15 protein-coding genes are annotated in these 21,435 nt (G+C 44.8%); 1 reads left to right on the top strand and 14 read right to left on the bottom strand.

The features are described 5' to 3' along the window. Positions 1-90: 90 nt before the first annotated feature. The 6 genes from digH to yddA form a co-directional block, all read right to left on the bottom strand. Positions 91-1,410: a family 10 glycosylhydrolase gene (gene digH / locus AABJ99_RS12415; protein ID WP_000350375.1), complete on the bottom strand. Its 1,320-nt coding sequence runs from the start codon at positions 1,408-1,410 to the stop codon at positions 91-93. A 130-nt stretch (positions 1,411-1,540) separates the two neighbouring features. Continuing rightward, entirely contained in the window at positions 1,541-3,076 is a 1,536-nt protein-coding gene (gadC, locus tag AABJ99_RS12410) for an acid resistance gamma-aminobutyrate antiporter GadC (RefSeq protein WP_000246007.1), read from the bottom strand. A gap of 155 nt (positions 3,077-3,231) precedes the next feature. Beyond that, positions 3,232-4,632, bottom strand: coding sequence for a glutamate decarboxylase (gene gadB / locus AABJ99_RS12405; RefSeq protein WP_000358930.1), 1,401 nt, complete (start codon positions 4,630-4,632; stop codon positions 3,232-3,234). 361 nt (positions 4,633-4,993) lie between these two features. Continuing rightward, positions 4,994-7,774, bottom strand: a complete 2,781-nt coding sequence (pqqL, locus tag AABJ99_RS12400; RefSeq protein ID WP_039021855.1) for a M16 family metallopeptidase — start codon at positions 7,772-7,774, stop codon at positions 4,994-4,996. A gap of 56 nt (positions 7,775-7,830) precedes the next feature. Beyond that, positions 7,831-10,203, bottom strand: a complete 2,373-nt coding sequence (gene yddB / locus AABJ99_RS12395) for a TonB-dependent receptor plug domain-containing protein (protein ID WP_039021854.1) — start codon at positions 10,201-10,203, stop codon at positions 7,831-7,833. A 37-nt stretch (positions 10,204-10,240) separates the two neighbouring features. Next, positions 10,241-11,926, bottom strand: coding sequence for an ABC transporter ATP-binding protein/permease (gene yddA, locus AABJ99_RS12390; protein ID WP_338387340.1), 1,686 nt, complete (start codon positions 11,924-11,926; stop codon positions 10,241-10,243). Positions 11,927-12,125: 199 nt separating this feature from the next. Here yddA and AABJ99_RS12385 point away from each other — a divergent pair, with 199 nt between their 5' ends. Beyond that, a complete protein-coding gene (locus tag AABJ99_RS12385) occupies positions 12,126-12,251 on the top strand; it encodes a hypothetical protein (protein WP_122083086.1) in 126 nt (41 codons plus the stop codon). Here AABJ99_RS12385 and ydeM read toward each other — a convergent pair. From ydeM to ydeS, 8 genes are all read right to left on the bottom strand, one after another. Then, positions 12,217-13,374 carry an anaerobic sulfatase maturase gene (ydeM, locus tag AABJ99_RS12380; protein WP_001299007.1) on the bottom strand — a complete coding sequence of 386 codons (1,158 nt, stop codon included), beginning with the start codon at positions 13,372-13,374 and terminating at the stop codon, positions 12,217-12,219. The two genes, AABJ99_RS12385 and ydeM, sit on opposite strands and share 35 nt — an antisense overlap. A gap of 51 nt (positions 13,375-13,425) precedes the next feature. Further along, a complete protein-coding gene (gene ydeN / locus AABJ99_RS12375; RefSeq protein WP_039021852.1) occupies positions 13,426-15,108 on the bottom strand; it encodes a sulfatase-like hydrolase/transferase in 1,683 nt (560 codons plus the stop codon). 398 nt (positions 15,109-15,506) lie between these two features. Beyond that, positions 15,507-16,268: an acid stress response transcriptional regulator YdeO gene (gene ydeO / locus AABJ99_RS12370; protein WP_000060467.1), complete on the bottom strand. Its 762-nt coding sequence runs from the start codon at positions 16,266-16,268 to the stop codon at positions 15,507-15,509. 74 nt (positions 16,269-16,342) lie between these two features. Further along, the gene (gene safA, locus AABJ99_RS12365) at positions 16,343-16,540 is read right to left on the bottom strand and encodes a two-component system connector SafA (RefSeq protein WP_000543389.1); all 198 of its coding nucleotides are present in this window, start codon (positions 16,538-16,540) and stop codon (positions 16,343-16,345) included. A 247-nt stretch (positions 16,541-16,787) separates the two neighbouring features. Beyond that, positions 16,788-19,067, bottom strand: coding sequence for an acid resistance putative oxidoreductase YdeP (gene ydeP / locus AABJ99_RS12360; protein ID WP_039021851.1), 2,280 nt, complete (start codon positions 19,065-19,067; stop codon positions 16,788-16,790). Between the two features lie 348 nt (positions 19,068-19,415). Next, positions 19,416-20,330, bottom strand: a complete 915-nt coding sequence (gene ydeQ, locus AABJ99_RS12355; protein WP_039021850.1) for a fimbrial protein — start codon at positions 20,328-20,330, stop codon at positions 19,416-19,418. Between the two features lie 58 nt (positions 20,331-20,388). Further along, on the bottom strand, positions 20,389-20,892 hold the full coding sequence (ydeR, locus tag AABJ99_RS12350) for a fimbrial protein (RefSeq protein ID WP_039021849.1): 504 nt from the start codon (positions 20,890-20,892) through the stop codon (positions 20,389-20,391). 12 nt (positions 20,893-20,904) lie between these two features. Next, the gene (gene ydeS / locus AABJ99_RS12345) at positions 20,905-21,435 is read right to left on the bottom strand and encodes a fimbrial protein (RefSeq protein WP_000682252.1); all 531 of its coding nucleotides are present in this window, start codon (positions 21,433-21,435) and stop codon (positions 20,905-20,907) included.

The raw sequence follows: 21,435 nt of genomic DNA, 5'->3' as shown, positions 1-21,435 counted from the left end.
GGTTAATTTGGCTTAAATAAGCATGATTATTAGTGGGATATTTCAAGAGGATAACAAGCCGGTGAGTAAAGCACCGGCCATGTTACAAGTTTAACTGCCCCAACGACTTTGCAAATAGCTGACCGCTTGTTGAGTCTGAGGTTTGTTCAGATAGTCCTCACGGAACAAGATTGTGCCGCTGATTTCTGGTACAGCATCGTTAAGATCGAGCTGCTTTTTCAGTTCCGGTACGCCACCGTTAATCATCCAGTCTGGCTCTATCTTTGAAGGTTCACCCACTTTATAGAAGGCGATACCGATATACAGGCGGGTCCTGGTCGGTTTAACGACATCCGCCCACCATTTTGCCAAAACGTCATAACGTGCGGCACTCCGTGAGAACGGCCAGTAAATTTGGGGAGCAATGTAATCCAGCAATCCTTGTTCCACCCATCGGCGCGTGTCAGCGTAGGATTCGTCATAGGCTGCCGCGCCTCGGGTATCGGAACCGAGCGGATCGTGTGATCGGTTACGCCACACGCCTGCCGGGCTAACGCCAAATTCGACTTCCGGCTTAATGCTTTTAATGGTGTGCGATACCTTCGCAATTAACTGCTGAGTATTGTTGCGCCGCCAGTCTGCTTTTGACGCAAATGCGCCTCCGTATTTGCGGTACGTTTCGTTATCATTTAGCCGTGAAGCTGGTGACTCAGTATAGAAATAGTCGTCAAACTGCACGCCATCTACCGGATAGCGGGAAACTACTTCCGCGACTATTGATGTGATCCAGTCCTGAACCTCAGGAATACCAGGGTCGAGGACAAAGCGATCGCCGGACGTTCTGATCCAGTCGCGGTGTTGCACATAGACGCTGGCCGGTTGTTGAGACAGGGTGCTATTCAGTTCCCTGATAGTACCAGGCTTTGTATTAACCGATACGCGGTAAGGGTTAAACCAGGCGTGTACTTTCATCCCACGCTTGTGGGCTTCGTCGAGCATAAATTGCAGCGGATCGTAACCTGGATTTTCACCAATCTTTCCGGTCATAAGATCGGACCACGGCAAAATTTTCGATGGCCACAGGGCGGTACCGTCCGGCTTGACCTGGAAAAAGACCGTGTTTATGCCGAGACGTTGCAGATGATCCAGTTTGTCGATCATCGCCTGTTGTTGTACACGTGCCCGGCTGGTGGGGTTACTAATGTTAACCGAGGAAACCGGTGGCCAGTCGAGGCGAGACACTGTGGCCAGCCAGATGCCACGCATCGGTTGTGACGATTGTTGCGTCGTAGCTGGTGGCTTCGAACCTGTTGGTGGTGTCACCATTGACTCTGGGGGCGTGCTTTTGCAACTACACAGTAAAAGTGCCAGTGCAACCAGTACCGCTGGTCTTCTAATCGCTAATTTCTCGTTTCGGGAGCAGATATCCATATATGCTGGTTTCCGGTAAACAGATGTGCGCTCATTCTCGTACTTATCCCGGTTAAGTCAATACGACAGCGAGCACGAAAAAGGGAGCGATGAATTATCGCTCCCTTGTCTTATAACCATTCAGACATGGTTAGTGTTTCTTGTCATTCATCACAATATAGTGTGGTGAACGTGCACGCGGGTGCAGGAAGAAGTGACCTTTCGGAGCGTTCTGGCTGTTGATTGGTTCCAGAGATACGCCGGTATTCGCTTTGCCTTTACGATCATGAACAGCATAGAGAATAAAGGGCAGGGCAAGTACCACCAGGAAACTAACGACCAGTAATTCAACATACATATCGGTAGAGTCACCCTGGATGTTATCCGGCGGCAGGAAGGAAACAATAAACGCCATAATTGAAGTCAGCAGACCGACAATTGCCACGACCAGTTTCACCCCTTTACCACCAGGGATATTAAATGTGCGTTTTAAGTCAGGATGTTTAAGAACCAACACAATGTAGCCAATAAACAGCATGAAATAAGCACACAGATAAATCACCACCGTCAGCGCCAGGGCGATCAGGAAGGACATATTGTTACCGCCACCAGTATTGGTGAGGATGATCAACGCGATAGTAGTAATCACCAGCTGCGAAATAACCAGCGTTACCGGTACGCCATTTTTGTTCATTTTAGCGAACGCCGCTGGCAGCAGGTTTTTCTGCGCGGTGACATACATCCCGCGAGAAGGGCCAACAATCCAGGAAGCGATTTCCGCCAGAACACCCAGCAACAGCAGTGCGGAGATCACGCGAACCGTCCACTCAATTTCCGGTGCCACATGGGACATAAGAACGGTAAAGGTTTGCATTACCCCTGCTGAGAGGTTGATTTCATTACCCGGAATAACCATCGCAATAGACAAGCCGCCAACAGAGCTTAAGCAGATTGCCGCCACCATCAGCAGTAACATCGCCAGCGGATAATCGCGACCGGGGTTGCGCATTTCATTGACGTGGGTTGCGGAAGCTTCTACCCCCATATAACTCAAAATGAAGGCAACAAACACAACCAGGGTGCCGACTTTAGAGAAATCAGGGAAGAAGGTTTTCGCATCCATTTCGATAGCAACGGGAGCACCGGAGTGCAGATAAATAGCCGCTAATGCGATCAAAATAAATGCAGGTAACAGGATACCGGCGAAGAAGCCAACTTTAGCAATTCGCGCCGTGTATTTCGTGCCACCAAACTGTGTTAATGCCAGCGCCCAAAGAATGATGAGTGCTGCAATAGTTTTGGTAATGGGGTCTTCATTCAACGCTGGCCATTTCAAAATGTAGGAGAGTGCCCCTAACACGAAATAGAGCATTGGAATAAAACCGATGGCGATTTGCAGATAGCCAAATGAGATCGCTGCAAACCCCCATCTCGGCCCCAGAGTATTTGATACCCAGGCGAAGACACCACCTTCTTCCCAGCCGTCGACGGTGGCCATTTCCGCAGCACAAAGCCCCACGGGAATAAACCATAAAATCCCGCCTAAAAGCAGGAAGAAGACTAATGAAAAGCCCGATGTTGCGAAGGTAGGGTATTCATAAACAGCCATTACCATCGACGCCGTTATGGCAAAGAATCCGAGTAATGTGAGCTGTTTAGCTTTACCTGTCTGTACTGATGTAGCCATATTATCCCCCTAAAACGGTATTCCTGTCGGAACCGCACCTGTTTTGTTCTGAAGCACATTCAGAACAATATTTTCCGTTGCTAATGCCAGTGAACAGACTTTGGAAATTGTCCCGAAACGGATTCGTTTCGGGACACCGTTACCGTTAAACGTTATCAGGTATGTTTAAAGCTGTTCTGCTGGGCAATACCCTGCAGTTTCGGGTGATCGCTGAGATATTTCAGGGAGGCTTTGTAGTCTTCCAGCAACAGTTCAGCAAAGTCCATTTCGAAGCCGCGACGACACATAATGCGCATCACCACGATGTCGGTCGCTTCACCGCCGAGAGTGAAGGCCGGAACCTGCCAGCCGCGCAGGCGCAGACGTTCAGAGAGGTCGTAGAGGGTGTATCCCGGATCTTCACCATCTTTCAGTTTGAAGCAAACCGCCGGGATGCCTTCGTCCGGGCGACCGGTACAGATGAACTCATACGGCCCCAGTTTGGCGATTTCATCCGCCAGATAAGCGGCAACCTGGTAGGAAGCGTTCTGTACTTTGGTATAGCCTTCACGACCGAGGCGCAGGAATTCATAGTATTGTGCAATCACCTGACCCGCCGGGCGGGAGAAGTTGATGGCGAAAGTGCCAATCTGACCACCGAGGTAGTCAACGTTGAACACCAGTTCCTGCGGCAGCGCTTCTTCATCACGCCAGATAACCCAGCCGCAGCCCAGCGGAGCCAGACCGAATTTATGGCCTGAAGCACTGATCGATTTCACACGCGGCAGGCGGAAGTCCCAGACGATGTCCGGGGCGACGAACGGTGCCAGGAAGCCACCGCTGGCGGCGTCGATGTGCATGTCGATGTCGATACCGGTGTCGGCCTGGAATTTATCCAGCGCATCGTGCAGCGGTTGCGGGAATTCATAGTTACCGGTGTAGGTCACGCCGAAAGTCGGCACCACGCCGATGGTGTTTTCGTCGCAGGCTTCAATCATGCGTTTCGGATCCATAAACAACTGACCGGGGCGCATAGGGATTTCACGCAGCTCCACATCCCAGTAACGGGCGAATTTATGCCAGCAGATTTGTACCGGGCCGCACACCAGATTAGGTTTATCCGTTGGCTTGCCTGCGGCTTCCATACGCTTGCGCCAACGCCATTTCATCGCCATCCCGCCGAGCATACAGGCCTCGGAAGAGCCAATGGTGTTGGTGCCAACGGCCTGACCATTTTTCGGCGCAGGCGCATGCCACAAGTCAGCAACCATATTTACGCAACGCAGGTCGATAGCTGCAGATTGCGGATATTCTTCTTTGTCGATCCAGTTTTTGTTAATGGATAAATCCATCAACTTATGGACATTTTCGTCGTCCCAGGTCTGGCAGAACGTTGCCAGATTCTGACGAGCGTTGCCATCAAGATATAACTCATCATTGATAATCTGGAATGCGACATCATCGCGCATTTCGTGCAGCGGAAATCGTTTTGATTCTGCAATAGTGGAAATAGACTTCGCACCAAAACGTGAATCGAGTAATTCCGACCTTAAATCCGTTACTTGCTTCTTATCCATTTTAAACTCCTTAAAATGATTGGATCGCATTAAAAAAGTAGGATTTATCGATAAAGTAAGCAAGTGCAAAGGACTTGTGTTTAAATAACAAAATCCTAATGTTATTTATCGTGAGATATTATGGGAAAAATATATTTACGTTAAAAAACAATAGTGTAGGGTGTAATGGGTTGTAGTGTGGTGTTGTATGTCATTATTTTTGACGCGCTTTCTAACTCTGGTGAATTATCACATAAAAATTAGCCCTTAAAATATCATTATTAGTACTCGGTTGTTATTTTGAACGCATTCATAAAATTATTATATAAAATAACGTCTGTTGCTAAAACCCCCGCCAACGATATGTTGACGGGGGACGTCATTATTTTGGTAGTAATACTCCGGTAAAGGTATTCACTGGATGAGAAAGATATTGTTTAACCGTAGTGTTAACATTATCTACCGTCATTTGTTTCAATAATTGCTCCTGCGCAGTCCATGCGGCAGGATCGTCATATTGAATAAGACTATTTACAATGGTGTTCGCTAATTGTTGAACGCTACGCTGTTGGATATCGAGGCTGCGCTGAACGTTTTGCTGGTATTCATTCAGTTCTTGCTCACTGATCCCTTTAGCCAGACGCTTAACCATCACTTCATTCGCTAACGTTAACAGTTCATCATGTCGTTCTGGTTGACAAGTAAAAGCCAGCAAATGACTGATATCTTTGGCCTGAGGATCAACCGAGAGGCGAGAAGAAACGCTGTATGCTCCAGATGCCTGTTCACGAATATTAACGCGTAGATCTTTTGCCAGTGCGACGTTAAAAGCATCGAGCGCCATACGCGTCTCCAGATTTACAGGTGTCCGGGAATCATAACGATTCCACTGTGAAACCTGTGCCACAGGTTCATTTTGTTCTTTTACTGTAACCGATGCGTTGTCCGTCGCGCGAGTTAATGGTTTACCTGCGGCTAATGGCGAATCAGAGTGTTTTATTGATCCTAAGTAACGCGTAATTAACGGCAGAAGTTTGTCTTCTGCGACATTACCGACAACGACAAACGTGATATCCGCTGGAGATGAAAATAACTGGCGATCGGCTGCCAGCGCGTCTGCGGCAGTAAATTGTGCAATCTGTTTTTCTTGCAGTAATTTCGTACGATCATCAGCATAGCGCTTCTCATACATCTGCTGGGCGAATTTCTCTGCTGGACGTTGGTCGAGCGTTTTCAACGCCAGAATTTGAGCATTTTGTAGCGATGCCCAAATATTGTCATTAATCGTGCTGTGAGTGATTCGCTGGTTAATCAACTGGAAACCAGGTTCAGGATTATTAGCCCGCGCGCTCACGGAGAGCAACGTATTCAGCCCACTGACTTTGCTGCTCATGGTTACCGAGTTTTCCGCACTCCAGCGTTTCAGGCTGGAAGAGGAGAGATCACCAACGCCGCTGCCACTCACCGCTTTATTTGCCAGCGAGATAAGTGATTTTTGCTCCGCAGGGAAACTTAAATCACCTTTATTAGATACGGCAATAATTTGTAGCTTTTGCTCTTCACCCGCTGATTTTGCCAGAATAACCCTGGCACCATTAGAAAGTGTTAATGATGTCAGATTCTCAGCCAGCGTTTCTTTACTGCTAATTTCCGCCTGTGGGTCAGCGTCTACTGTTAACGATAAATTTCTGCCTGGGAAGATGTAAGCCGCCAGCTTTTTGTTGGCGTACTCTTTTTCCAGCGCCAGGATAGCCGCAGGAGACAATGCTTTTTTGGCGGCAACTTCATTGTTTACCATTTGCTCCCAAAATGCGTCCTGGTTCTTTCTTAGCTGCTGCCATTTTTCCGCCAGACTTTGCACGGTAATTTGCGACCACAGACGTTTCGAAAGTTGGTATGTCTCTTCCGGCGACAAGAACGGCGTATTATTTAACGAGCTGGACGCCAGGCGACTGGTCAGCATACGTAAATCGCGTTCAGCTTGCTGATCAACCGCATTTTTCAGCCAGGTTAGGCGGGTAGTTTTAACATCGTCGAGTTCTTCAGCAGAAAAACCATGTTGATCGAGGGTTGCCAACTCTGCCATTAATGCATTCGCAGCATCCTGCATATTATTGTCACGTGCATTTACACGGAAAAACAGCGACTGATAATCGGGTGCAATTTTAACGCTGCGCGCAGTGCCACCAGAAATAGTCTTCAACTCGCCCGACTGTATACGTTCCTGCAGACGTTGATTGAACAGCTGAACCAACATGCTCCATTCCGCTTGTTCGATAAAGCTTTGCTCATCGTTTACTTGTACCAGTGGCAGGCGATAATAGAGTGCAATGCCGTTCACCCGGTTTTCTTTATCATTAATAATATTAAAGCGTAGATTGTTTTCTGCTTTTGTCGGCCAGACGCGATTTTCAGCTGCTTTATTAGCCGGGAGCTTACTTAAATTATCCTTTATCAGCGCCAGCGCTTCTTTACTGTCGATATCGCCGACCACAATAAAGGTCATATTATTGGGTTGATACCAGCGTTGATAAAATTGGCGCAATTGTGCCGGTGTGACTGTGGCAACAGTATCCATCAGGCCGATAGGTTCACGGTCTAAATTACGTGTATTTGCCAAAAGAAAAGGGCGGCGCGCCTGAGATGTACGCCATTTCGCATCCTGATGGGCACGCCATTCCTCAGTAATTACGCCGCGTTCAGCGTCTACTTCAAGTTTCTCAAAGGTTGCGGCATTACACCATTCACTGAAGATTGCCATCACTTGTTGCAGATTTTGTTTCTGCGTAGTCGGCAAACTTACTTGGTACACCGTTTCGTCATAGCTGGTATAGGCATTAACATCGCGACCAAAACGCAGGCCCATCGACTCAAATGTTTCGATGACTTTATTACCCGGCCATGTTTTTGTGCCATTAAACATCATATGCTCAACAAAATGAGCCACACCGCGCTCATTGTCTTCTTCCTGCAATGAACCGGTATGAATTTGCAGCCATAAATTTACCTGATCCTTTGGATGAGCATGCGGATAAATCATGTATCGCAAGCCATTGTCCAGTTGCCCGGTAATTAACTTTTCATCCTGCGGTAAGGCAGCAAACAGTTTTCCGGGGAACAACAGAGTTGCCACTAACGTCAGTAAGTAACAGAGGTGTCTCATAATTATCTCCATGCAAAAACCGGGCAAATTTACCCGGTTAAGTAAAATCTGAAATATTAAAATTTCATGCTGACATCGAGCCAGAAAGTACGGCCACTGGCGTAAGTCGCCACACCGGTATTCGTTGTATCAACAGCGGTTTTGCTATCCAGTACATTGAGAATATCGGCACTAATCGTCAGGTTTTGTTGTTTAAGAAATTGTGGCGTCCAGGACAAGCGGGTGTCCCAGGTCAGGCTGCTATCCAGTTTTTCGTCAACATACTGCTTGTAATCTGAATATTCGCTGATGTATTGCGCATTCGTCTTACCCAGGATAATGCGAGCTTTACGCGCTTCTTGCCAGGTCAGCGTATTCGCCCACACCAACCCGCTCGGTTGATGCGTGAAATCCATGTTAAAGGAGATCTTTAGTGGATTATTAAAATCCGCCACTGGAACGCTATCGTAAGAGACCAGATTACCGTTATAAACCACCCGGTTATCACCGGTATTGCTCTCCTCATAACCATTGTTTAACGACAAGTTGCCCTTGCTCTTGATATAGCTAAAGACAATTTGTGGGTTAATATCTACCTGGCTGATATGCAGGGGTTCGGCCAGTTCAAAACTGAGGTTGAACGAATGCGTTTTGGTTTTACCGTCGTTGTTATATTCAGTAATGGTGGTTTTAGTCGCGCTGTCGGTACGACTGCTTTTGCTGATTTGATCATGCGCTTCACGGTAAACATAGTTTGCGCGCGCAATAACGTTCTTACCGATTTTTTGCTGCAATCCCATTGCCAGTTCATCGTTATAAGGCGTTTTCAAATCCTGATAACGCGTCAGGGTTTTATTGCCTGATACCGATTCCGTCCAGCTATTGCGGATATCACGTAATCCCATATCAAGAATATTCCCGCCATAGTAACGGTTATAACCTGCGGTAATCATTGAGGTTTGATCAGCAAAAATATCCCATTCCGTCATAAAGCGCGGGGAGATATTGTGGTTTGACAGATAGTTATCATAGTCATACCGCACGCCGGGCATTAACGACACATTACGCCAGTTAATGCGATCCGCCATATACAGCGTGTAATTGTCTATTCCCAGGCTGCCTTTACCTTTATGGTAAATGGTATGGTTAGTTTTCTTTCCGGCAGCATTAATCACATAGGATTCAGACTGGTTATGGCGTTCAGTCCATGCATCGGAATAGATGTATTCCGCGCCGAAGTAGGGTTGATGCGAAACATTACCCACGGCGAATTTTTGCCAGTCAAGGCGTGTTTTGAAGGTGTAATTATCTACAGCCTGGGAAATGTGTCCTAATCCGCCACGGGTGCAACGCCCTGAAATATCACCATATGTACATGAAAGTTCGGTGTACCAGATGTCATGATCGTGACGGGTATAATCACTAATATGATCCCAACCAACGGTGGTACGCAGTTTGGCCCATGCGAGCTGGGTATCCATATCCCATGCCAGACCATAGGATTTATTACCCATTTCGCGATCAGACTCCGGGAAGGTGCTGGTATTATAATCACGACTGGAGCCGGTATATTTTAAGGTTAAGTCGTGGGTAAAACGATCGCTGGCAAACCACGTAAATTTGCTCAATGCAGTATCGATAACGTTTTTATACTGTGCCCGACCAGCGACAATACCGTCATTCGAAACATAATCCGCGCGGGTAATATCAGACTGGCGACGGGATAAACCGGCGGTAACGCCAAAGTTATCGGCGAGTTCCTGATTAAACGCCAAAGTATAAAAGTTCTTTTTAAAATCTGGAGAGTAATAAGTACTTCCTGAAGAACCTTGATTAAATGCGCTTTTGTTATTCTCATCGAGATGCGATGTTAACCAGTCCGACTGCGTAGTACGATAACCCAGTTTCACGCTACTATCATCAGCATTGAAACGTTTGATCTTTGCGTCAATTACCCCGCCATTGAAGCGGCCAAATTCAACCGGCACAAAACTGTCATAAAGTGTCACATTGTCCAGTAAGCTGACATCCAGATAATAACCCTGTGACATCCCGCTAATATTGGTTGCACTACTGGCATCGGACTCATTCGCCGGGTTCAAGTTGTTAGTTGCACTTATACCGTCAATCAGATAGGCATTCTGATAGGGCGATGCACCGTGAATAGAGATTTTCTCCGGGCGAATATCTCCCTGGTTCAATGAGGTACTTTGCGTTGAATCCATGCGTACCGCAGGGTTGGTTCTCAGCAGATCGCTGATATTGCCATTCCCGGTCGATAAACGCTCGATGCTTTCACTGGTGTAATGCGTGTTGCCGTTTACGGGTACAGGGACAGGCGCATAGACCGTCATCTCTTCAAAAACAGACATGTACATATTTTTGTCATCGACGGCCTGCGCCACATCAGCGCCACATAAAATGACGCCAGGAATAAGAACTCGCTTCATTTATTTTTATCTCCGTACAGCAGGGCTTTTATTGTTTTTATAAAACCGCGCTAATGTCGCAAATATCATCAGCCAGGCTCCAGACACCAGGTTGATGTGTGACCATAATGACGCCGCTTGAGGGTAGTTTTTCACGCACTAAACGCAGTAAGCGGATAGCCTCTTGTTCCTCAAGATGAGAGGTAGTTTCGTCAAGAAATATCCATTTCGGACGTCGTAAAATTAATCGTGCCAGCGCGATACGTTGTTTTTCGCCGCTGGAAAGAATATCTCCCCAGCGATCGTGATCATGAATACGCGCAGCCAATTTCCCCAGACCAACCTGATGCAGTACTTCGCTCAACGATTTATCGTCTACGGACAGGGGAAGTGCTTTACAAATAATCTCTTTCAGTAAGCCGGTTTTGAGTAACGGTGTTTGTGACACATACCAACTGTCAGCAGGAGAAGAAATATCACCTTTAAACCACGGCCAGCAGTGGGATAATGTTTTAAGCAGTGTGGTTTTTCCCGCACCAGAGTAACCTTTCAGCAATAGCCATTTGCCTGGCGAAACATGAAAGTTCAGGTTCTCTAATATGATCTTATTATCAGGAGTACGAATACTCGCGTCAGCCACTTGTACCGCATGTTGGCAATTTTTAGGCTTATTCGTAGGGCGCTGTTCGGTGAGTTGATGGAACTCATACAAGCGATCGATAACCGCAGCCAGTTCAGCAAGTTCATCATATTTATAAATAAACCAGCTTAAATTGTTCGATACCAGCATAAATGCCTGGCGTGATTTCATCAGTCCGCCCAGATTGATCTGTCCGCTAATAAACTGCGGCAATAACAGAAAGTAGGGAAGAACGCTAAGCGAGCGCGAATAAATATTCTGCCAGTAATCAAGCCACCGCTGACGATTCATTAAACGATGCCAGTTCTCTTTAATGGTATGAAAATTTTCGCTCAACTCCTGGCGTTGTAGAGACTCAGCATTGCTTAGCGCAATCAGTTCTGCCTGCTTATTATGCTGCACAAGATTAGTTCGAAATGTCGCTTCGCTACGTTGTTTTTCCACATTAAGCGGACGAATACGTTTACCAACCTTATGGGTAAATAAAGTTCCACCGATCACAATGAGCACGACGGTATAGACCATATACCCCTGGATACTCCATTCAGTTCCACCAACAGTGAATGAGAGCGTACCCGCGCTTTGCCAAAGAATAACGGTAAAGGTGATCAGCATGCTAAGTGACTGGATGAAGCCAAATGAAAGGCTGAGCGTTTTGCTGATCAGTAAGAGAATGTCTTCAGCGATACGTTGGTCAGGGTTATCTGTATTTTTATGCTCGCCGTAGATCTGCGTGAAGTAGTAGTTTTTATCTGCAAACCAGCGATTAAGGTAGTAATCCGTTAACCATTCGCGCCAGCGAATAGTCAGTAGTTTAATTAGCCACGTTTTGTTTACGGATATTAATACAAAGATCCCCAGCAGGGCAGGGAACCAAAGGATAAGCTGCCAAAGCTTATCAGTTTCTTTCTGGCTTAGCGCATTGAAAAAATCATTATTCCAGTCGTTTAACCAGACCTGAATTTTAACCACGCCAAGGATCATGGCGAGGATAATAATGATTAACAACACTGAAGTTTTATTATTCTTACGCAGCCAAAAGGGCTTCAGCAGACAGAGATACTTTGCTATCAACATACAAAACGTAATGGGAATGGTTATCATTAGCGGAAATTGATTGTGCCATCCAATGATTATCTATGGCAATGATTTACTGATGAAATTTATTTAAGTGTCATTTAACAATATGAAATATAAAGAAATATTTCATTTTCAGTGGTTATGGTTATGCTATTGATAATCAAGAGTATTGCTAATGCCCTGACGCATACCTCGTAAGCCAGGATTTACGCAAAGGAAGATGATGAAGACGAAACACCCGACAGGTATTTATGTCGGGTGCCTTGTTAAGGTCATAAGAAGGAGGCTAAGAATGGAACTAAGGGGGAGCGTTATTAATTATTCTCCATTTGTTTTGCAACATCCATAATGTGGTAAAGCGGAACTCTGTTCTTAGCTAACTCCACCATGGCGTTCATATAAGGCACCATGGTTGAAAAAAGGATTTTATAACCTTCGCAAAAATAGGAAACAGTTTCATTGTTTACTTTAGTAATACGATGTTTAGGGCAACCACCATTGCAGATAGGTTTATATGCACATTGCTGACATTTCGCTGAAATCCGTTTTTTTTGCGCTGTCAGTTGAACACTATTCATCGTTTTGAGTTCAGATTTATTAATGTTTCCAATTTTGTACTGTGGATAGACAAAATGGTCGCATTCGTAAATGTCTCCATTACTTTCAACAACCAGATTATCCTTGCAGGACTCCTGGAAAATACAACTGGTATGCCCATTCCCCAAAAAACGGCTGACAAAGCTTTCAAACTGACGGATGAAAATTTCACCCACATCGTTTTTAACCCATTGCATAAAAATGGTTGACATAAACTTGCCATAAGCCGTGGGAGGCACAGAAAAATCAATGATACGGAATGTGTTCTCACTATGACCACTGAAATCAATATTCGGCGTCCCGGTTTCGAGCAATTCGATAAATTGCATATGTTTACTGCCGATAGATTTTAAAAAATGATAAACCTCAAGAGGGTAATGGACATTAACGTTATTAATGACGGTTAACGTATTAAACTCTACTTGATATGATTTCAGACGCTCGATGGCTGCTATCACTTTTGCAAAAGTACCGTTACCTGAATTACTGCGTCTGTAACGGTCATGTAGCTCCTGGGGTCCATCGATCGAGATACCAACCAGAAACTCATGTTCTTTGAGAAAGGCACACCATTCATTATTCAATAAAATGCCATTCGTTTGTAATGCATTAAAAATACGTTTTTGGCCTGCATAGCGTTGTTGATAGTGAATAACTTTACGGAAAAAATCCAGGCCAGCCAGAGTGGGTTCACCGCCTTGCCAGGTAAAATAGACCTGATTGCCAGACGCTGCGATATATTGTTTGATGAACTCTTTCAGAGTGCTGTCATCCATCCATTTTTCATGAGTAAACTGCGACTCTTTTTCAAGGTAAAAACAGTAATCACATTTGAGATTACATTGAAAACTGGAGGGCTTGGCTGTAACGTGCATCGCTATCTCGCTCAATAAGGCGGCGGAAAAATCCGCCGCATGAAGGTTTAGTTATTTCGCTTCGCTTAGTGCTTTCTTGATATTGTTAAACTTCGCCTGATTTACCTCGCTAAGCGGTGGCTGGCTTTTGTCGATAAACTCTCTTACCACACCTTGCATCTCTTTAACGACCTGCGGATTGGCGGCGGCAAGGTTATCTTTTTGCTGTAGATCTGTCAGTTTGTATAGACCTAACTGATTGTTTTCTACTGTATAGACTAGCGAATAATCGTTATTTCTCACCGTATAAGAGAATTGGCTTAAATCTTCGGTGTTGGGGTTATGCGGGTAATCGTCTGACTGATGGCGGACAAATTTGTGGTAATTATCCCAGAAGGGAATATTTTCCTCATCAAACCAGTGAGAATAAGATGTTATCCATGTCAGATTTTTATGTGGCTCACCTTGTTTCTTATCTTGCAACCAGGGCAGCAATGAAACACCATCCAATTTTAGCTCTTTTGGAATGCTGATATCGGCTGCATCAAGAGCTGTCGGGTAGAAATCCATTGCGGAAATCAGCTTGTCATAATTACCGGGCTGAAGTTTTCCTTTCCACCACATAAACATTGGTGTATGGGTACCGCCAGGATAAGTCTGGCTCTTATAGCCTTTTTGCGCTCCGTTCAGCGGCAGAGGACCATCGATAACTGCACCATTATCGGAGGTAAATAGAATAATTGTATTGTCATACTGTCCGTTTTTCTTTAGTTGTTCAAGAATGCGTTTTACGCCCTGATCAACAGAATAAACGGAAGCGTAGTAGTTATCTGCTGTTTGGCTACCGGTATTAAATTGCTTCTGATATTGCTCTGGTGCAGGGTTGTCGTTTGGCAGGTGCGGAGCATTATAAGCCAGGTAAAGCATAAAAGGCTGGTCAAGTGTTTTAGCACGATCAACAACGCCAATTGCCTCATCGGTTAACTGATCGCTGATATAACCTTTTGCGGGGACGCGCTCACGATTTTTGAACAGAGAAGGGGAGTTATAATATGCCGTTCCTGCAGCGTGGAATCCCATAAAGTAATCAAAACCACGGTTTTGAGGTTGCCATTCTTCCGCAGAAAATGTGGTGAAGTTGTCATGATAGTCACGCGTTTGTTTATCTTCTGGTACTGGCACATTACTGATTTTTGACAAGTGCCATTTACCTACTGCTGCAGTGTAATAACCATGATTCTGGAATAATTCAGGCAAGAAAGTTTCTGTCAGCGGAATACCATCCTGAGCATCAGTATTGGAGTACACACCAAAACGAGCGGGCGCTCGACCGGTCATTATTGCGGCGCGGGAGGGACCGGAAACACCGTGCGCCACATAGCCGTTAGTAAAACGTACACCTTCATCCATTAACGAAAGGAGTGTTGGCGTTGATTTTTGTGCAGCTTCAATGGCTTTATCTATCCCTATTTTGTAGGTATCGACAACTTCACGATTTTCCATTGTTTTTGGGTCAAAAGAACCCTTATCAAAAGGAAGTTGTCCATAACCCAGATCATCCATGGTCAGTACGATGATATTTGGCTTTCCTTTAGTACTGTATTCAGTCGGCGTAAAGTCTGAGAAAGCAACGTTTGTTTTAGTTGCTTTCAGCTTTACATCATCTGCCGCATGAGCGGTAAATGCAGCCATACCAGATGCCAGTATCAAAGATATCGAGGTACTTACGACACTTTTCTTCAATGCAGACTTCATAAATGTTCCTCTTCTTATTGTACTTAATTCCAAAGTAATTTTACGAAGAGAAATAAGATGATGTAAGTGAAGTGAGTCACATAAAGAGATAGCAGATTTGGCTAAAAAAAGAGAAACAACAGTCTAAAAAGCGTTGACATTGCTTTCTGTTGAGCCAAGTAATTTCTCAATGATAAATATCTAACTAATTGATATTTAGTGTATTTATGTGTTTTGATGGCAATTTATTGCATTGGGATCATAAATAAATATGAAACAGATTATTTAGATTCATAAATATGTGATGTATATCACCAATTCTCATCATAAAATACAATTCGTAATGACACATTGGGGCAGGTAATAGCTGCCCCTTTAATTCTTACTTAGCGTGTGGTTGACTATTTGTGAGCGAATAATCAATTAGCCAAAGCATTCATCGTGTTGCCCGTGTTCATATTCGTGTGCCTTTGACAACGGTACTCCTTTGAAACTCTCTTTGGACTGTTGCCGAAATGTTTGCGGAAAGCATAAATAAAATAAGATGTACTGGCATAACCACATTTTTCGGCAATTTTATTGACTGAACCTTCTACGCGTATCAAATTTTTTGCGTGTTGCATTCTGGCATCTAAAAGAATTTGTGAGAATGTCGTTTGCTCTTGCTTTAGTTTTTTCTTCAGCAGGCTTTCACTAATATACAGGCAATCACAAATATCTTTTAGTTTCCATGGGTGTGCCAGCTTCATATTGACAATGTTTCTCACTTTCCCTGATACGGATAGCACACCGTTAGTTAATAATGTAATGAAACCTTTGCATGCAGCAAAAATAGACAGGCAAGAAAAAAGCAAAAGTTCAGAAAAATTCTGATGATTGCGTTCTTCAGAGTTGAGATAAGCAATCATTTCATTAAGTAATCCAGTTGGTACATTTGAAGCACGTAAAAACTTCGCAGGAACAGGCATAGTCACTGTCTGAATATTAGTGCATTGTAGATATTTTTTAATGGTGTTTTCATTAAATCCAATTTCTTTGAAATGCCGCTCATAAGGTTCAAAATGCGTACGAACAGCGTTATCTACCATCAAGATCTCGCCGTCAGAGAAGGCGTAATCTTTATCTAAAATGTTAGCGTTGAAGGCATGATGAATAAATATAACAGAACAAACGAGCGACATTTTATCTCCTTAAAACAATAAAGTTTTTATCGATACTTTTTTAACATTTCATATTTATAATTTGCTGTTTATTTTCAGTCTTGCAAACTATTGATAATGAAATGTGTAAGATCTCTTGCAATGCGACCCATTTCTGAAATACCCAGCTGATCAATTGCCGAAAAAATGGCTATCAACGTAAGTGTCAGTAATAAGACAACCACAATTACAGACATGATTTCTTTATAGTTGTCTCTTTGCGTGATTTTGTTTTTCACTGTGGTCGCATGCATTTCAAATATGTTTATTTAGCGGATAACGTTAAAAATCGTTAATCAGTATGCTTAATATAACAGGCTGGAAAAAAGAGGAAATAGGACTGGTGCTTCAGTACTGAGCGGAGTTTCTTACAGCTGTAGGCGGAGGTATAAATCTTATAGCGAGCAGTTTAATTTAGCACATGTGAGTAAATTGCGCGACAATGGTCAATGAGGAATTCTTCTGCTGTGCGGATGACAGCAGAAGAAATGAGGAGGCGAATTAATTTGATGGTTCTAATTCAACCGGAATACTTTTATAGCCAGGAATGCCACTTAATGGATCGTGGTTATCAAGTGTTAGCATGTGATTCGATTCTGGAAAATAGGTCACCAGTGAGCGGTCAGCCATGGGGTAAATGACCACTTTTAATCTATCCATGCGGCGTGAGCTACGCTTACCCTCTGGCGTGAGTGCAATAAGATTAACTCTTTCGCCGTTTTTTACACCGCAAACTTTAGCTTGTTTAGCACTCATGAAGACTACATCTCGTTGACCGAATACCCCTCGATAGCGATCATCCATACCATAAATCGTCGTGTTGTACTGATCGTGACTGCGTACTGTCGCCATGACCAGCTTACTGTTAAACGCCGAAGAGGGATCTTCTAACAGCCCTTTGCTGGTAATGAAATTAGCCTTACCTGACGACGTCAGCCAGCGCCTTTCAGCAGCTGCGTTTATGAGGTGAAAACCACCAGGATGGCGGATGCGCTGGTTATAGTCGGCGAACTCTGGCAGCACAGCTTCAATGTCATTGCGAATGCGATCATAATCTTCCACCAGATGCTCCCAGGCCACCACGCTCTGAGGGAGCGCTGCCTGCGCGATTCCCGCGACCACAGCACACTCTGATTTCAGCATGACACCTGCGGGTTTTAACACGCCACGCGAGGCATGAATCATTGACATTGAATCCTCAACGGTTACCGCCTGCGCACCGCTTTTTTGCATGTCAATCTCGCTGCGTCCCAGAACCGGCAGAATATAGCTATGCCGTGCGGTCAGCAGATGAGAGCGGTTAAGCTTAGTGGCTACGTGTACCGTCAGATCTAATTGTGTTAACGGTACAGCGCTCGCTTCCCGATCTGGCATTGCCAGTGCAAAGTTGCCCCCCATGCAGATCAATGCTCGAGCCTGCCCCGTACATATTGCTTGCATGCTGGCAATTGCAGCATGTCCAGGTGCATGAGGTGGGGTGAAGCCATAGCGCTCACCCAGGCGAGCCAGAAACTCTGCAGACGGTTTCTCGGTGATACCGACGGTTCGGTCGCCCTGTACATTAGAGTGACCACGTAGTGGGCAGATACCCGCACCAGGCTTGCCAATGTTACCTTTCATCAACAGCAGATTGACAAGTTGCTGTACGTTCTGGGTACCATGTTCGTGCTGAGTGATCCCCATTCCGTAACAGATAATGGTTCGTTCGGCAGCGGCATATGCATCAGCAAGTTCGGCGATTTGTGTCTGACTTAGTCCAGAAATACGTTCGATATCTTTCCACTCGGAATTGAGAACGTCACGGCGTAGCTCGTCAAAGCCGACGGTATGCGTTTGAATGAATTCGTCATCCAGCAATGAGGGCCGACCCGCAGCACTTGCAGCATCATCGCGCTCAATTAACAGGCGCATCATCCCCTTTAGCAACGCCATATCGCCACCAATGCGCACATTATAGTAAGCACTAGCCAATTGAGTCTCGGAGTTCGTCAGCATTTCAAACGGGTTCTGTGGTGCGGTAAATCGCTCCAGGCCACGCTCCTGCAGAGGATTGATGGCAATCATTTTCGCTCCCCGTTTCACTAAAGCGCGCAACGAAGTCAGCATGCGAGGGTGGTTTGTACCAGGGTTATGCCCAATGCAAATGACTAAATCGCATTTCTCAAAGTCTTCCAGTAACACGGTCCCTTTACCCACGCCGATACTCGCTGCCAAACCCACGCTGGTCGGTTCATGGCACATGTTTGAGCAGTCGGGAAAGTTATTGGTACCGTATTCACGGGCAAAAAGCTGATAAAGAAAGGCAGCTTCATTGGAAGTGCGGCCCGAAGTATAGAATTCAACCTGATTTGGATCACTATAACTTTGAAGACGTGCGCCAATTTCGTCGAAAGCTTGTTGCCAGCTTAATGGCTGGTAACAGTCGCTGACGGCATCATATTTCAAAGGTTGAATGAGACGCCCCGCAGCCTCGAGTTCGTGATCTCCCCAGGTAAGTAATGATTGAACCGTATTCTCAGCGAAAAAAGAGGCATTCACCTGCTTATCGGTGACTTCCCAGGCGATTGCTTTTGCGCCGTTTTCACAAATGTCGAATGACGCGCTGTGCTTAGGATCTGGCCATGCACATCCTGGACAGTCAAAGCCTTCTGGCTTATTCATGTCAAACATGGCAATCACTTCCTGGCGTATATCCATCTGCTTACGGACTGCATTCGCTACAGATTTGACAGCCCCCCAACCACCGGCAGCTCCCTGGTAGGATTCAATTTTTTTCTTCATCAGCTTATCCTGTGTGGAAATGAATTATTAGGATTTGTAATAGCGATGATGCGCAGTATATATAATGGGTTTATCGGCCATTTGGATATATGAGAGTAGGGGGCTACTCTCATTCTATTTTTAACTCATTATCGTCACATAACAGAATAGTATAAATGCGATAAGTTAAGCATCATCTCTCATAGTCTTTAAGTTAACATACTTTTCAATATATAAAATAAGACTCTGACTTCAATTGTGCGCGGATTTTCTTACAGGTGTAGGATAATTTCTTTCAGGAAAGAATTATCCGCGTAATTTTAGTGAATGGAAAGCACAACCTAAAGTATAACAGGGTCAACATCACAATTATTCATAGATAAATGTAACGCCAATGACTGACTGTACTGCTCCAGCTGCGACCTTGCTTCCTGTCTGTCCATAAGTTGCACTTAAGCCCAGGGGTACTTTGCTTTTATTTACAGTTCCCAGGGAGACATTTTCTCCCGTAGCCAGTATTTTTCTATTACGCATCAGGGAGACACCGACTCCTGATGCTTTTGTTGCGTCAGGTGCGGTATTAGCAAACACTTGTCGGGCACTGTCAGTGGTAGCGCCCGAAAGATAAAATGAGAGCTTTTGCTCACTTGAGCAATATACGCCCAAGGGTATTTCTGCGCTTCCAGGAAAGTCCGGGAGACTCACTGTGACATTACGACTATCAACGGTACAGCCGCCCGTTGGCATAACAACACTGTTATTTGAAATAATATTCCATGTAAAGTTACGCGGATTTCCACTTCCTAACGTTGCAATTTTATACATATGAATGCGAGCAATAACTTCTCCCGCGTTTATGACAACGCCACCGGCCGCCCCGACAGGGGTAATATAGAGTTTTAACGGTAAGGGCATCGGTGTCTTATCACCAATATCCAGCACGTTGGTATTTGTCGTCAACGGAAAGGGGTAGGTCACATTATTCCAGTACAGCGATCCTTTATATGACTGTAGGGAGCCTGCGAAAGCTGAGCCTTGTACTAAGTTAATATGATCTGTGTCGTACCAGCCGCCGTAATCATTCCAGCAACTTATATGCTGAGACAAATCTACAACCAGATTCTGACCTGGTTGAATGACAGGATCGAGATTAACATACACAGAAGTTGTACCTGCGCCAATACTTGACCCACCATCAACATTACAACTGAAGGCGAAGACTTTACCTGCCATCAAAAGAAAATAAATACTGAACAGGACATTTATACTAATTTTTTTTCCCATGATAAATCCTTAGGTTAAAAATTGATTTAAAAAAGAGGCTTATAAAATCGAATCGATGTTATTGCCAGGTATAGATCACATTGATTAGCGCCTCGATCGTTCCCTGGCTTGCGTTTCCATTCACCGTGATAGCTCTTGCCTTAAGTGGAAACTGTGCATTACGTGTGATCTCATCAACAATAACCGTTTTGCTATCGCCACTTTTTAACGTCGCCTCCTGATCATCCCTCAGCTCTATTTGAATATTTTCGGCACTACCTTCATTTTTGTAATAACCCGTATTGTCAGTTGAACCTGTTACGATTGCCGTCACTGCACTTGTTTCAATCGGACAATCGGTTAATGATAAAGTAATATTGTGCCAGCCAGATGCAGAACCAGGTTGTTGCAGATTGCGTGTATAAAGATCCCCGAGATTAACGCTAGCCTCTTTGGTTTGAATAGTGCAGGGTTTAGCAACTACCCGACCATTAACAGTGATAGTGACATCAGCGGCCTGGAGAGTTGCTGAAAATAGCGCACAGAGCGTAGCCAACAGAAATCTTTGGAAAGTTCTATTCATATCTCACTCTGATTATTGAAATTCAAGGGTAAATGTTGCCGAAGCGCTAACCAGTCCTGGATTGACGGACTTTTGTGTTGACTTCAAACGGGCCGAGTAAGGCAAAATATTATCCTGATCAGGAGTCAGAGGGATCCACTGCATTCCGGTATGAAGGTCATTTAATTTTACTGGGCGCATATTTCCGTCCAGAATTTCAATACCCAAACCGGAAGCAGAATTGCTTCCTTCATCCAGTTTCAGCAGAGTATTATTTTCTAAATCCTCTATCCCGCTAAATGCAACTCGAACCCCTGTTGTCCCTTTGCTACATTCACTTAACGTAATCTGGAAAGGAACGGTTGGACTTGTGCTTCCAGTCGTTGGGAATTGCCTGGCACTGTGTTTTTGTAGGTCTACGGTAAAATTAAGCGAATCAGATGAAACTGTGCAGCCATAATCCAGGACGCGCCCGCTAATTTTAATAACGCTATCTGCAGATAAAGCAGAATAGGTGGTTAACCCCAGACATAAACCGAGGAAAATAATGCTATTGTGTTTCAT

This window comes from Escherichia coli (genome assembly GCF_036503815.1).
Taxonomy (GTDB): Bacteria; Pseudomonadota; Gammaproteobacteria; order Enterobacterales; family Enterobacteriaceae; genus Escherichia; species Escherichia coli_F.
The sequence above is the reverse complement of the archived record's forward strand: the minus strand, read 5'-3'. Positions and strand labels throughout refer to the sequence as shown.

Coding starts and splice junctions, on each gene's coding strand:
- ydeQ (WP_039021850.1), bottom strand. CDS start 20,330: ATGGGAAAAAAAATTAGTATAAATGTCCTGTTCAGTATTTATTTTCTT.
- ydeM (WP_001299007.1), bottom strand. CDS start 13,374: ATGCACGTTACAGCCAAGCCCTCCAGTTTTCAATGTAATCTCAAATGT.
- ydeR (WP_039021849.1), bottom strand. CDS start 20,892: ATGAATAGAACTTTCCAAAGATTTCTGTTGGCTACGCTCTGTGCGCTA.
- ydeO (WP_000060467.1), bottom strand. CDS start 16,268: ATGTCGCTCGTTTGTTCTGTTATATTTATTCATCATGCCTTCAACGCT.
- AABJ99_RS12385 (WP_122083086.1), top strand. CDS start 12,126: ATGAAGACGAAACACCCGACAGGTATTTATGTCGGGTGCCTTGTTAAG.
- pqqL (WP_039021855.1), bottom strand. CDS start 7,774: ATGAGACACCTCTGTTACTTACTGACGTTAGTGGCAACTCTGTTGTTC.
- safA (WP_000543389.1), bottom strand. CDS start 16,540: ATGCATGCGACCACAGTGAAAAACAAAATCACGCAAAGAGACAACTAT.
- ydeS (WP_000682252.1), bottom strand. CDS start 21,435: ATGAAACACAATAGCATTATTTTCCTCGGTTTATGTCTGGGGTTAACC.
- gadC (WP_000246007.1), bottom strand. CDS start 3,076: ATGGCTACATCAGTACAGACAGGTAAAGCTAAACAGCTCACATTACTC.
- ydeP (WP_039021851.1), bottom strand. CDS start 19,067: ATGAAGAAAAAAATTGAATCCTACCAGGGAGCTGCCGGTGGTTGGGGG.
- digH (WP_000350375.1), bottom strand. CDS start 1,410: ATGGATATCTGCTCCCGAAACGAGAAATTAGCGATTAGAAGACCAGCG.
- yddB (WP_039021854.1), bottom strand. CDS start 10,203: ATGAAGCGAGTTCTTATTCCTGGCGTCATTTTATGTGGCGCTGATGTG.
- yddA (WP_338387340.1), bottom strand. CDS start 11,926: ATGATAACCATTCCCATTACGTTTTGTATGTTGATAGCAAAGTATCTC.
- gadB (WP_000358930.1), bottom strand. CDS start 4,632: ATGGATAAGAAGCAAGTAACGGATTTAAGGTCGGAATTACTCGATTCA.
- ydeN (WP_039021852.1), bottom strand. CDS start 15,108: ATGAAGTCTGCATTGAAGAAAAGTGTCGTAAGTACCTCGATATCTTTG.